General features: G+C 34.2%; 16 protein-coding genes and 1 pseudogene. All 17 read right to left on the bottom strand.

The genetic code is table 11. From position 1 onward, the window contains the following. Positions 1-14 precede the first annotated feature (14 nt). Complete coding sequence (locus HCX62_RS04190) at positions 15-548, bottom strand: hypothetical protein (protein ID WP_185638021.1); 534 nt, start codon at positions 546-548, stop codon at positions 15-17. 54 nt (positions 549-602) lie between these two features. Next, complete coding sequence (locus HCX62_RS04185) at positions 603-1,469, bottom strand: hypothetical protein (RefSeq protein ID WP_185637141.1); 867 nt, start codon at positions 1,467-1,469, stop codon at positions 603-605. A 35-nt stretch (positions 1,470-1,504) separates the two neighbouring features. Beyond that, entirely contained in the window at positions 1,505-2,017 is a 513-nt protein-coding gene (locus HCX62_RS04180; protein ID WP_185637139.1) for a DUF4274 domain-containing protein, read from the bottom strand. A 27-nt stretch (positions 2,018-2,044) separates the two neighbouring features. Continuing rightward, positions 2,045-2,518 carry an NTF2 fold immunity protein gene (locus tag HCX62_RS04175; RefSeq protein WP_185637137.1) on the bottom strand — a complete coding sequence of 158 codons (474 nt, stop codon included), beginning with the start codon at positions 2,516-2,518 and terminating at the stop codon, positions 2,045-2,047. A 59-nt stretch (positions 2,519-2,577) separates the two neighbouring features. Beyond that, positions 2,578-2,883: a hypothetical protein gene (locus tag HCX62_RS04170; RefSeq protein WP_185637135.1), complete on the bottom strand. Its 306-nt coding sequence runs from the start codon at positions 2,881-2,883 to the stop codon at positions 2,578-2,580. A gap of 137 nt (positions 2,884-3,020) precedes the next feature. Continuing rightward, complete coding sequence (locus tag HCX62_RS04165) at positions 3,021-4,898, bottom strand: InlB B-repeat-containing protein (protein ID WP_185637133.1); 1,878 nt, start codon at positions 4,896-4,898, stop codon at positions 3,021-3,023. Positions 4,899-5,204: 306 nt separating this feature from the next. Then, positions 5,205-5,708, bottom strand: coding sequence for a DUF4274 domain-containing protein (locus HCX62_RS04160; RefSeq protein WP_185637131.1), 504 nt, complete (start codon positions 5,706-5,708; stop codon positions 5,205-5,207). 28 nt (positions 5,709-5,736) lie between these two features. Continuing rightward, positions 5,737-6,084, bottom strand: coding sequence for a hypothetical protein (locus HCX62_RS04155; RefSeq protein ID WP_185637130.1), 348 nt, complete (start codon positions 6,082-6,084; stop codon positions 5,737-5,739). Between the two features lie 355 nt (positions 6,085-6,439). After that, complete coding sequence (locus HCX62_RS04150; RefSeq protein ID WP_185637129.1) at positions 6,440-7,036, bottom strand: DUF6707 family protein; 597 nt, start codon at positions 7,034-7,036, stop codon at positions 6,440-6,442. An 84-nt stretch (positions 7,037-7,120) separates the two neighbouring features. Continuing rightward, the gene (locus tag HCX62_RS04145) at positions 7,121-7,525 is read right to left on the bottom strand and encodes a GNAT family N-acetyltransferase (protein ID WP_185637128.1); all 405 of its coding nucleotides are present in this window, start codon (positions 7,523-7,525) and stop codon (positions 7,121-7,123) included. 95 nt (positions 7,526-7,620) lie between these two features. Then, on the bottom strand, positions 7,621-7,893 hold the full coding sequence (locus HCX62_RS04140) for a hypothetical protein (protein ID WP_185637127.1): 273 nt from the start codon (positions 7,891-7,893) through the stop codon (positions 7,621-7,623). A gap of 38 nt (positions 7,894-7,931) precedes the next feature. Beyond that, a pseudogene (locus tag HCX62_RS04135) lies at positions 7,932-8,368 on the bottom strand (hypothetical protein). Then, complete coding sequence (locus HCX62_RS04130) at positions 8,358-8,831, bottom strand: hypothetical protein (RefSeq protein WP_185637126.1); 474 nt, start codon at positions 8,829-8,831, stop codon at positions 8,358-8,360. Before HCX62_RS04130 ends, HCX62_RS04135 begins: the two are co-directional and overlap by 11 nt. A gap of 87 nt (positions 8,832-8,918) precedes the next feature. Then, positions 8,919-9,338 carry a hypothetical protein gene (locus HCX62_RS04125; protein WP_070244260.1) on the bottom strand — a complete coding sequence of 140 codons (420 nt, stop codon included), beginning with the start codon at positions 9,336-9,338 and terminating at the stop codon, positions 8,919-8,921. A gap of 59 nt (positions 9,339-9,397) precedes the next feature. Beyond that, positions 9,398-10,111, bottom strand: coding sequence for a helix-turn-helix domain-containing protein (locus HCX62_RS04120; RefSeq protein WP_185637125.1), 714 nt, complete (start codon positions 10,109-10,111; stop codon positions 9,398-9,400). Next, on the bottom strand, positions 10,096-10,773 hold the full coding sequence (locus tag HCX62_RS04115) for a helix-turn-helix domain-containing protein (protein WP_185637124.1): 678 nt from the start codon (positions 10,771-10,773) through the stop codon (positions 10,096-10,098). Before HCX62_RS04115 ends, HCX62_RS04120 begins: the two co-directional genes overlap by 16 nt. Positions 10,774-11,115: 342 nt before the next feature. Then, a complete protein-coding gene (guaA, locus tag HCX62_RS04110; RefSeq protein ID WP_077951517.1) occupies positions 11,116-12,672 on the bottom strand; it encodes a glutamine-hydrolyzing GMP synthase in 1,557 nt (518 codons plus the stop codon). Positions 12,673-12,709 lie beyond the last annotated feature (37 nt).

Here is a 12,709-nt window from a genome sequence, read left to right as displayed (position 1 = left end):
TTCCTATTTTTTATTTAAGCAAGTTCTTCTGTCAAAATTAATAAAGACTCCCCATTTTCATCTGTTGCTGTTATTTCAAGAAAATCAAAACCGTCCGTTTTCACTTGTTCCCATGGGATATGTCTATCATCAATTAGGACTACATTGCCATTTCCGTCAAATTCATAATCTTCTTTCTCTGATTCATAATCAATGCCAATTCCTATTGATAAACGAATGTTAGATAAATTATTTATAGGATATTTTTGTAATTCTCTATTTTGCGTAGCCTCTTCCTCAAACTCATCACTAAACATACTATCATACCCATAATATGCGCCATCATAAAGCAAAATTTCTTTCCCAGATAAATTGCTTTTTGCTATAATTTTTAATGGGATTTCGTATGCTTCCCCAGTAATTAACTGATCACCTTCTATTTCTTTAAGCGTTCCACAATATAAAATCTCAAAAGTTTCCTCGTTACTTGTTGTTACAATTTCTACATTAAGAAAATCATTAATGCTTACCTCTTTAGCAGTGTTTTTCAAATAAGATGGAATCAAAATTCTTCCTCCTCAGTCATTGTGTATGCTGGTTATAGCCTAATTTTTCGTTTTCTACTAATTTTGCAACGGATTTATTTTACTCATTTGCGCACCTATTTTTTGCTTAATAACTTTATCTTGTATAAATTCACTACTTTCAACTATAAACATATAATACTCAACTAACCATTCCTGATTAGAGTCATATTTATTATGAATCAAACAATCAAAAGATTCCTCTAAAAGTTCATTTCCCTTCACTTCCGTATGCTTCGCCATTAGCTTTGAAATTTCATTTAACAGTAGCAGCGATTCAGCTTTTTCCATTTCAGAAAGCGAGAAATCTATCTCTGTTAGCAAATATTTCTTCCATCGTTGTCGTTTACTTCGAGATGCACCCTGCTTATATTTCTCCATATACGCATCATAAACTGGCAATAGGTCCGCTCGCTCAAAAAGTAAAAATAAGTCTCTTTCACAAATATAGAAATAATTATCATAGTGCATTTTTGGCTTTTTAGAGTATAATTCCAACAAAGCTTGTGGATCTGACGCAATCATTTGAACGACTGGTATAAATTTATCATTAATAAAACCAACTATATCGTTAATCGCATCCGTATTTTTTTCCCCAGTAGGTGCAAACAATTCATAATCAGCTAAACCCATTAACGTACACGGTGAAATATAAAATAAGTCTTGCTTCGTCTTTTTATCAAAAATAAAGCATCCAAACCGTAGCAAAACATGTCCCTCATTTTTGCTACTATCAATTCGGTTTAAATTACTAGACTCCAAACAAATTTCAAAGGTGAACGGCGGGGTCTGTTTTTTAATCGTCATTTGACTCTTCACAAATTTAAACCCAGTTTCCTTTATTTGCGCACAAATCTCCAGACAAGCATTATGATACAATTCACTCGTTTTTGTATATGTCTTCAAATTCAACTACCACCTATACTTATTAGAATACGTGATTAATACAACTCAGAAATCTTCTCAGCTAAAGCAAAAGGCAACCCATCTTCAAAAATACTATAAGGCTCATCAACGAAAGCATCCCCATTAATCGCCTGCTCCATCACACTCGGCAATGTTTTTTCCGGATCGCATTCTAAATAATCAATCGTCCAATCCGTTTCAAAATCCGATTTAGGATCATAATAAATTTCTTCCTTTTGATAAAAACCATTCACAAATTTCTCTTCCAAAATCGTAATCAACTGAAATTCTTCTTCTAACCACTCTGGAACATCCTGAATAGTCGCATACTGCTTTTTATAACGCGGAGCTAATCTCCAGTAAAAAGCCAGCGCCACCGCTTTATCCACACTAGCATCATTCACTATTTTCTTTGTAAGCGGAGAATCCAAACTAATATCACCATAACTCGCCGTTACCACTGACCGAAATAAATCTTCTGCACTTGCCCCAGAAAGAAACTCTTCCCAAATCGCTTTTTCTTGTGTCGCTATCTTCTCGTTGTCCATTACTATACCTCCAAAATAATAACTATCTTAAAGCAGTTTGTTTTGCCATTTTTCACTGCGATATCTTCTATTTTTATAACTATCAATTTTCCACTCATCGGCTTTACGCAAAAGCACAAACAAGTATTCATCATCAAAATTGGTTTCAGTTTTAATATAAACCTCCGCCCGATTTTTGTTTTTCAACTCCACGTTCGCTTCGACCGAATCCTCGACCCCATTAAATTTCACCGGAAAACCAAAACTATGTTGATTCACATCCACATACGCGCGATGCTTATCCGTGCAATATTCATCAAAAAGTGGCGTTATTAAGCTTGCAAAATTTTTAAACCAATCCGTTCTTTTCGCATAATGAAAATCCACACCAGGAAATTCTTTTCTTAATTCCGCCTCTTCCATACTGTGCCGATCAAAAATATCCGCTTCAAAAGCATTCCACTTCTGACAATAAGCTACTACTTTTTCGAGTAAATAATCTTTCTGTTCTTGCTCCGTCATATCAACACTCCTGAAAGTAATTTTTGTTTGCCTATCCATTATAACTGAGTTGAGAATTATTAATCAATCGGAAAATTAATTACTGTTCCTCTCCCAACAACATTCGCACCCTCCATAACCATAAAAGACTTATTTGCTTGAATCTTACTATAACCTACGCCCTCTTGCTCATATAAAAAAGTACACATGGCATAGCCCGCCGAATCCAGCGCATCCACTTCTATATCGTAAATTTCAACGCCTAAATATTCCTTTTCCTCATCCAACTCCATCACAAAATGCGGCCGATACCCCGCTTCTGGAATCGTTTTTCTTGTCTGAGAATAAAAGGTAACCTCCACCATAAATGACTGCTGCGACTTCATTCAATCCCTCCTGCTCTACCTTGTTGATTAAAACGATTATACTAACTTCATCCATATAAAGCAATGCGCATTTCTTGTTTATTTAGGAAAATAAAAAGAGCCAGCACCCCGAATTTAAGGAGTGTTGACTCAAGCTTCTATATTTGTCTAGATTTTTTCATCATTCTAGCTCCCATACCTACAAATAGTATTCCAGCTAAAAACCAAAATGATCTTGTATCACCAGTTTTTGGTAAAGTATTTACAGCATTTGTTTGTTTGCTCCCCTTTGATGACTTATCCTTATTTCCTGGCTCATTTACAGAAAATTCTCCGTCTGTTTTTTTAAATTGCGCATATAAAGTCATATCGCTCGCTGGCATTGTATCCGCCGCAAAATCCCATTTATTTCCACCTGTTTTCGCATCAAACCAACCCGTAAATGTGTAGCCTTCTTTGGTCGGTTCGGCGGGAGCTGAGAGTATTGATTGATAATTGACGAGTTCTGTCGTTGTCTTCCCATCTACATCAAATGTGGCAATATACTTATTAATACTAAACTGGGCGTATAAAGTCATATTCCTTGCTGGCATTTTACCCGTAGCGAAATCCCATTTATTTCCGCCTGTTTTCGTGTCATACCAACCTGTAAACGTGTAACCTACTTTTTTCGGTTCTGCCGGAGCTGACAACTTGGACTGATAATTGACAAGTTCTGTCGTTTTTTTCCCATCTACATCAAAAGTAGCTGTGTAATCATTAATACTAAACTGGGCGTACAAAGTCATATCTTCCGCTGGCATTTTATCTGTGCTGAAATCCCACTTATTTCCGCCTGTTTTCGCATCGTACCAACCAATAAATGTGTAGCCTTCTTTGGTCGGTTCAGCTGGTTCTGTTAAAAAATCCCCAGTTTCAACCGATTCTTTAGTTTCCGTTCCATTAACATCAAAGGTCGCTGTATAATCTACCGGTATTGCTTGAAGTGGTTGTCTTACTGTTCCATAAAAATCATCTGTTGCGTTTCCGACAGTTACTGTTTGCCTAAAAGTATAGCTTACTTCATTGAGATAGCTTGATAGATTCCACGTAATATTCGGATTAGTATAAGTCCCATTATCACTAATTGTTGCTGGAGCTATTAAAGACCCTGACACATCCTTAATATCATTAGATATCGTAATCGCTGGGTTATACATAATTGGATCGTTCATTATTTCCTGCTTGAATAAACTTAAACCTGTTAGTTTAGTTAAACTTGATAGTGGGCTGATATCACGTATTTGATTATGCTCTAAATACAAATTTTCCAAGTTCTTCAAACCTGACAACGTACTGATATCACTTATCTGATTATAGCCTAAATACAAATTATCTAGATTCGTTAAACCTGACAATGCACTAATATCGCTCGTCTGCGTTTTCACCAAATTCAAAACCTTTAGATTCTGTAAGCCAGATAATGCGTCCAGATTATTTAATTGATTATCAGATAAAGATAAGGCCGTTAGATTTGTTAGATTCGATAATGCACTGATATCACTTATCTGAGTTGAACCCAAACTCAATTCTGTTAAATTCGTTAAGTTAGATAACGCACTAATATCATTGATTTGATTTTCATCCAAATACACATGTTTTAAATTATATAATTTTGATATTACACTGATATCAGTTATCTCGTTAAAGTATACATATAAACTAGATAGATTATTTAAGTACTGTATCCCCTCCAAATCTTTTATTCCTTCCTCCGGTACATTAATTCCTGTCTGCTGGTCTAACTCATTTTGTGATACTATATCTGTTACACTGGCTTTACCTAATCGACTTCTCATTGCATCCGCTAAAGCAGGATCTGGAAAAATTTCATTAATCGCTGTTGGTTGAGTGAGATTTTCCGCCTGCACATCTAGTTGATTACTAGTGCCAATAACAATCATGAAACTAATCAGAAAAAGAAAACCTATCACATTTTTGATTCCCATATATGAACGCAGCTTTTTTAGCCTATTATTCGATTCTTCGCTTTTCATTATTTAGTCCCTCCTGTTTCAAAAACTTATTTCATTCCTCTTGCAACTATTAAACCTCTTGAAAACATTCATAATTATATCATGCGGCATCTAGCATATTAGTACATATTTCTATTAGTCTTTTCATACTTTATCGCCGTTTTTCACAAAAAATTCATTTTTTCGCGAAAAATGCTAGTTTAAAAGTACTTTTCCCGTTATATACATTTATCAACCCTTTAGTCTTAGAACAAAAAAGCGACTCACTCCGCAAAGAGTAGTCGCTTATTTATATATATCCAGCTTTAAAAATGAAAGTAACAATATTTACTCTTCCACTGACTCAGCTAGTTCATTATACCGTTCCTGCAATTCAGGAGGAAAACCATCTGCCCAATCCGCCGACTCAGAAATTCCCATCCCGTTCAAAGCAAGAAACATTTCACGCGCAATCGGTCTTTTCATTTCTTCATCTTGAAACTCGGCTGGTGGTGTGTAACCATATGCTTGATTTTGATAGAACCCATCTAAGTAATTTTTCTCCAGAACAGTTACAATATCAAAATCTTCCTCATACCAACTGCTTTTTTCAGCCATCTCTTCTCTTGTTTCAAACTGATAAGCAAAGTCCGGCTCCATTAACCAAAATAACATTAACGCCGTTCCTTTATCCGTTTTTGGCGAATTCGCAATCCAATAAATCGGTTTCTTAGGATTATCAAAATTCCATTCTACCACCACTTGATGGATTTCTTCCGGTGTACATTTTTCTAGATAATGAATAAATAGCTCCGAAACTTGTTCTTCAAATTCTTCTTCTGTAATACTCATTTGATAATCTCCTTTTCGTGCAGTAATTTTAAGATAGTTTATTTTTTTTAAGTTTTGATACATGCGGCGGTTTCTTTTCCCCGCCGAGTAAGATTGCAAGAATTAGGAAAATATATGGGTGTGTGAAGAGCACTACTTCCCAAACACCTATTGTCTGAAATAACAAATCAGCTGTATCGGAAAGATATGCTAACTCTAAAACATATATAAATAAAACTGCTAGGGAGATAAAACACATCCCAATCAACGCTTTCCCCGCTAAAGAGAACTTATATTTTTCAAGCGATAAAGCCAATGTTGCAGAAAACACACCGATGATAACAAGCAAATAAATTGTCATATACTCTGGCTCATAAACAACCGGAAATTCATTCATAAAGTTACGCTCCTTTAAAATTAGTATGTTGGATTACACTGCTGTTTATACGTTGTTGTTCGAGACACAAAAATCCCATGATGTTTTTAATTTGTTAAAGGTTTTACAGCATAAACTAGAAATTAGCGAAATCAACTTACCCTTTTGTGTATAATTGATTTTCTACTCTCCTCTCGTAATTGAATCTCCCATAGTCCATTTTACAATATTATTGGTGAAATAAAAAGAAATTTTGTGAATAGTCTATCAGAATTGTATGCATTATACAGATATTCCTTAATACAAAAAAACGACTACATCCATGATGTGCGCCGCTTTTCTGAAACTATAAAAGTATCGTCAACAAATGTAATTATTAAGAGACACCATACTTTTTCGTTTGCTGTAACTCTAATGAATACTGCGAAAATATTTCTTCTGCTTCTTTAATTGAAACGGCAGGCATATTTTTCAAAGTCATTGGTTCTATAAGGCTTGATAATGCAACGAATTTCCAATCAAACTCTCCAGTCTTTCCTCTAGGCGTGCTGTTGATTTTTTCTTCATAGCTAAGATCCGCGAGAACGATTCGAGAACGATTCTTTTTATACTGAGCATATCTTTTTTCAGGAGTGTTCCATATTTTCATTGGAATTTTAAAATGTCCATCTATTTTAATGGCAATTTCTTCAGCCTTCTCACTCTTGCCTAATTGTACAAGTATTTTCATTTCAAACATCCAAATCCCATGTATAAATGTCCAAACATCAAAATCACTATCAAATTCTACTTCATTAGTCAGTTCGCAACACAAAAGCGCCTCTTCATAATATTTGTTTATATACAAAATTTTAATCAAATCAAGCAATGACTCCATATCTACTTTTGATTTAAAAGACATTTTCTTAACTAGATTATTGTATTTTGTTTGGGCGGTTTTATTAGGAATGGTAATAGGGATATCGGATAACATGTTTTTTTCCTTCTTTCGTGATAGAGTATAAGCATAGTAGTAAAATTAAATTTATCAAATTTTTAAGCAGCTTTCAACTATTTACTAAGTGTTTTTCAAATTATATACACAAAAAAATCTAGTAACGTTGGGATATTTAGAAGGAAGTTTTATCGAACGAAAACCGAATTTTTCATAAAAAATGACTGCTTCTGAGTCAGTTTCCACAATAATTATTTCTATACTGGAATTGAGATTAATAATCTGTTGAATCATCAGACTCGCTATTCCTCTTTCTTGAAACGATGGCGAGACAGCAATATGAAGTATCTCACAATAATTTCTGGACATTCGCACTCCTATTAATCCATTATTTTCAGGGGTAGTATAAAGGGTACAGCTATTGTTGTTATTATAAAGTTCAAGTGCTTTCAATGGGTGAAAAGTCGCCGATGAAAGCAATGATGTTAGAATCAGTGGGAAATATTTGGTATCAACTTTTTTTAGCATGAATAATCTCCTTGTCCACTTATAATGAAAGCCCTAAAACTCTTCATGATTCTAAGATTTTAAGCCTTTGTTTACTTCCCGCATGCCAGTCACTATTATTTCAAGAACTCTTCTACCATTTCTCTACTTTCTTGGCAAAATTGTAAGTTGTTAACTTTAGCATAATTTTTTTCAGCATAATCAAGTAACTCCAATATATTATCTAATTTATTCTGAGAAAGCAGCGTCTGATTTCTTCTTACAAAAGCAAGTTTCTTATTTGAAAATGTGATAACTGCATCCGTTATTTCTATTAATTTAAAACCATTATGGAATAAAAATTCACTCTTTTTAAGAATTATTTCTTTTGAGTTATTATCTATTTTCATGGTTGAACTCCTCTGAATTTATCAATTAGGCTTCTTAATTAAATATATAAACTCAAACCATCCTTCAAGCCCCCGATTACCTTTCTAGGAACACCGGCCAATTCATATTGCTTATAATCTTCCAACCATTTGTCATCTCCACTAAGCACACTGCTCCAATGACGCGGAAGACCTCTTGCAAGTATTAAAAATGAAACATCAACTCGTCCCCGCACAGAATCATATTTTGGCAAATTCTCCCTATCTTTATCATCAAAGACATGTAAAAATAAGACCATACATCATAACTAACAAGCGAATTATCTTTATCACGAGATACATAATTCAAAGAAACTTCATCAAAATGAATCAAAAAAACAAGCGCAAAATTAGAACCAAAAAGTGCTAGCTCCTCTTCAGATATAACTTTATAATTCAACTTATATTCTTCTATTAATGGTTGGAATCTATTTATAAAATCAGCTTCATATCTCATTTTGAAATCCTTCAATTTTTTTGCCGTTGATATTTTTTATAATAGTTTGATAGGCTGAATACTCGTCTTTGTTAATAGCTCTCGGCTCATTATAAAACTTATTCTCTTTAAACTTCTTCACCCAGTCATTTTGACCAGATAATAAATCAGGGAAATATTTGCTTAAACCTCTCGCATGAATAAGTAAGCTATTAGAAATTTGGTTGGTCAAATTATTTGCAGGAGTTATATTGGCTAACAAATCTTTTTCATAATTTAAAAATAAGAAATTGGTTATTTTCACTTTTTCTAAGCTGTGAAGAAACAGATAATAAATATCAATACCTTCTCTGCTTTTCCAAATCGTTAGCGCGTAATTAGGGTGTAACAACATTATTTCGTCTTCATTTACTTTAATTAAGTTAAATTGATATTCTTGAATTATATCCGCAAAGTTATTTTCTACTTCGTGCTTAAACTCCATTAAATCCACCAACTTTGTTATTTTTTGTATTTAAGATTTTTGGCAATCAAATTCATGAAAATAATGCGGTTCTCCTATTAATCAGTATTAATGAGACAAAAGTTCACGTTCAATAATACGCTTCTCCAAACTCGAAACAAATTCATTATTACCATAGCCACTTAATGTTTCACCCGTTAGCAATTCTTGAAAATGATTATTGAATCCTCTTTCGCAGATTATTAATTCATTCATTATTTTCTCGTAAATTGTCGTACTGGGAAGTAGCCCTTCTCGTTCTGTTTGAGTTAACTTTGCGTTCAATAAATTATCCAAACTAAATTTACTGAGTGTCGAATTATCTAGTTTGAAATAATGCAAATCCACCCCGTCCGTGCTCCATCCTATACCTAAAGCATAATTTTCTCCGATGAAAGCAACTTCATTATTATCTATTTTAGCAAGCTTCAATTGATAATTTTGCTCGTATCCTTTGAATATTTTTTCAACTTCTTTATAAAAATCCAATTGATCACACTCCTATTTTTTAATCATTCAAATCTTAATCATTTGAAATTTTTTACTTTTCATTTTACTAATTTATAGATTTGCTCACTAACCTCATTTTCAAACTCATAATCTTTTGATATAGAATTAACATCAATGCTATATTCTTTACATAAATATTTCTCTAAACGATTAACCATTAGGTCTCTTAATAGCATAACTGGTCTTTCCGGATAGTCTTCCACTATCTTACTTTCTATCTCATCTTGTGAAAATAAAACAGCATTTATTTCCAAGCTTTTCAATTTCTGACTTTTTGCCAATTGAAATCTTACTTTGTCAAACTTATACCAGCTAAAGATAAATTTCCTCATATAATTTCTTAACTCTCTTCTGTCTTCACCTATATCCTCTTTTTCAAGATTTGTCCTAACTTTACTCAAAAAATCCAAGCCTTTTTTACGAGGTATTGCAAATATCTCTTCTTTGGATATAATATGATACTTTCTAATAAAATCTATTGGATATCTCTCATTAGCTAAATCCAAAATATCTTTACCAAGTTTCATATATTTTAATTGGTTATCTTTTGTATCTATCTCATCTTTTATTAAGTAGTCCATTGTTATGTCGAAAACTCTACATATACTCTTGCAATTTTTTAATGTTGGCATTGATTCTAAACGTTCCCACCTACCAACAACTTCTCTTGAGACACCTATCTTTTCAGCTAATACATTTTGTGTCCATTGCTTTCTTTTACGTTCTTCTTTCAGCTTCATATGTATTGCCAAAGGTCTACCCCTTTCTCCTCGAAAACTGAATCCTGTAACATAGATATAAGATCAGTACTTAGGCTTTCTATTTCGACCATTACTTGTTGTATATTTACTGGATCTCTAGTACCCGTAACACTCAATTTTCCTGATCTATCTATATATAGAATTTCATTAACATCTTCTGGTGTACCTTCTTTATCTAATAAATTATCAATCATCCAAAATGTCAGATTATCTAGCGCTGCTTTACATCGATATAATTCTATATCTTCTATACCATCTTCTTTCAAATTATCCTCATACGTTCGCGCAATAATATCATATTTGGGAACAAAGAACCAATCTTTAAACTCTGCTATATCATATACTTTCAAAAACTCAAAAATATTGTCCACCTGACAACAATCATTGATTTGTTTTCCAAAATGATAATACTGTTGTTTCAAATCTAAGTCCGGCTCAACCTCACAATCCAAGAAATTATCAGCACTAATATTATAAAGTTTGCATAAATAACTTAGAGAAGAAATATCTATATCTGATATGCCAAGTTCCCAATTTCGTAATCTATCACTTGTTATAATATTACCAGTATTTTCTGTTATTATTTGAGCAAGTTTTTTCAAAGTTAATCCCGCTTTCTTACGCTCAACTTCAAGTTGTTTATGAAATTCCACAAATTAACCTCCTTCTTTATATACTTGAATCTTATCAAAATATTTCTAATTGTTAAAGTAACTATATACAGTTTTTTTCTTCTTTTTAAGTTCTCATTTAAAGGCAACAAATAATAAAACAAGTACAAACTCCCATAAAAAATTTTATAATTTATTTTTAGAAAAATCATAAAAACCTTTAGCTCTTGTTTTCACAAGTTAATTTATATATTGCTAAAATCATCTGTATTCCATTTGAAATTTTTCATTCTTTACGAAATTTAATATGACTAAAACTGTTGTCACTCCATATAGAAAAAGCCCTAAAACCTCAACATCACTGAGGTTTTAGGGCTTGGTTTCTTATTCCCACTCAACCGTAGCTGGTGGTTTACTCGTAATATCATAAACAACACGATTCACATGATCCACTTCATTCACAATCCGCACTGAAATCTTCTCCAGCACATCCCAAGGAATACGTGCCCAATCCGCTGTCATACCATCAATACTCGTCACCGCACGAACAACCACAGTATGGTCATACGTTCTACCATCACCCATAACACCAACGCTACGGATATTTGGAAGTGCTGTGAAATATTGCCAGATTTCGCGTTCTAAGCCTGCGTTTTTAATTTCTTCGCGCAAGATGTAATCAGAATCACGAACAATCTCTAATTTTTCTTCAGTAATTTCGCCAAGAACACGGATTCCTAAGCCTGGGCCTGGGAAAGGTTGGCGCCAAACGATTGCGTCAGGCATGCCAAGTTCGGTTCCTAGTGCGCGAACTTCATCTTTGAAAAGTGTATTTAATGGTTCGATTAGTTTAAATTGCATATCTTCTGGTAAGCCGCCTACGTTGTGGTGAGACTTGATTGTTTGGGCAGTTGCTGTACCACTTTCGATGATGTCTGTGTAGAGTGTTCCTTGTGCAAGGAATTCTACGCCATCTAATTTGTTGGCTTCATCGTCAAATACGTAAATGAATTCGTTGCCGATGATTTTACGTTTTTGCTCTGGATCGGAAACGCCAGCAAGTTTGTCCATGAAGCGTTTTTTCGCGTCTACTTTGATGATGTTCATGTTGAATTCGCCTTGTAATGTCTCCATTACTTGGTCAGCTTCCCCTTTACGAAGAAGGCCGTGGTCTACGAAGATACATGTTAATTGGTCGCCAATTGCTTTATGAATTAACACACCAACAACAGAGGAATCTACACCGCCAGAAAGGGCAAGCAAGACTTTTTTGTCGCCTACGATTTCTTGGATTTTTGCGATTTCTACTTCACTAAAGTTTTCCATTGTCCAGTCGCCTTTACAGCCACAAACATTTAATGCAAAATTCTTCAGTAATTCGTTGCCGTAAACGGAGTGACGTACTTCTGGGTGGAATTGCACGCCGTAAAGTGAACGTTCTTCGTCCGCAATACCTGCAATTGGGCAAGATTTACTAGTAACTGTTACTTCAAAACCAGCAGGCTCCTCAACGACTAAATCGCCGTGACTCATCCAAACAACTTGATCGGTTGGTAGTCCAGCAAATAAACGACTTGGTTTTTCGACGTGAATGTCCGCTTTCCCGTATTCGCGGTCTTTCGCACGTTCCACTTTGCCACCAAAGTGCGTTGTCATTAATTGCATGCCATAACAAATTCCTAAAATCGGAATTCCCATGTCAAAGATTCTTTCGTCAGCGCGGAAGGCATCTTCGTCATACACACTGTTAGGTCCTCCTGAAAAAATAATCCCCGTTGGATTTAGTGCTTTCATTTCTTCAACTGTAATAGTATGCGGATGTAATTCACTATACACACCGAATTCACGAATGCGGCGCGTAATTAGTTGATTGTACTGACTACCAAAATCTAGAACGATAATTTTCTCTTGCTCGGTAAAGTCTTTCATAATTTTAAACAAAACCACCCTTATCTATAAAATGAAACCGCAAAACTGC

Source organism: Listeria swaminathanii (assembly GCF_014229645.1).
Taxonomy (GTDB): domain Bacteria; phylum Bacillota; class Bacilli; order Lactobacillales; family Listeriaceae; genus Listeria; species Listeria swaminathanii.
Note: the sequence above shows the minus strand (reverse complement) of the source record. Positions and strands in the feature narration are given on the sequence as shown.

Excerpts from the sequence above, each read along its gene's own strand:
- HCX62_RS04180 (WP_185637139.1), bottom strand. The coding sequence starts at position 2,017 with ATGGACAACGAGAAGATAGCGACACAAGAAAAAGCGATTTGGGAAGAG.
- HCX62_RS04175 (WP_185637137.1), bottom strand. The coding sequence starts at position 2,518 with ATGACGGAGCAAGAACAGAAAGATTATTTACTCGAAAAAGTAGTAGCT.
- HCX62_RS04170 (WP_185637135.1), bottom strand. The coding sequence starts at position 2,883 with ATGAAGTCGCAGCAGTCATTTATGGTGGAGGTTACCTTTTATTCTCAG.
- HCX62_RS04165 (WP_185637133.1), bottom strand. The coding sequence starts at position 4,898 with ATGAAAAGCGAAGAATCGAATAATAGGCTAAAAAAGCTGCGTTCATAT.
- HCX62_RS04160 (WP_185637131.1), bottom strand. The coding sequence starts at position 5,708 with ATGAGTATTACAGAAGAAGAATTTGAAGAACAAGTTTCGGAGCTATTT.
- HCX62_RS04155 (WP_185637130.1), bottom strand. The coding sequence starts at position 6,084 with ATGAATGAATTTCCGGTTGTTTATGAGCCAGAGTATATGACAATTTAT.
- HCX62_RS04150 (WP_185637129.1), bottom strand. The coding sequence starts at position 7,036 with ATGTTATCCGATATCCCTATTACCATTCCTAATAAAACCGCCCAAACA.
- HCX62_RS04145 (WP_185637128.1), bottom strand. The coding sequence starts at position 7,525 with ATGCTAAAAAAAGTTGATACCAAATATTTCCCACTGATTCTAACATCA.
- HCX62_RS04140 (WP_185637127.1), bottom strand. The coding sequence starts at position 7,893 with ATGAAAATAGATAATAACTCAAAAGAAATAATTCTTAAAAAGAGTGAA.
- HCX62_RS04130 (WP_185637126.1), bottom strand. The coding sequence starts at position 8,831 with ATGGAGTTTAAGCACGAAGTAGAAAATAACTTTGCGGATATAATTCAA.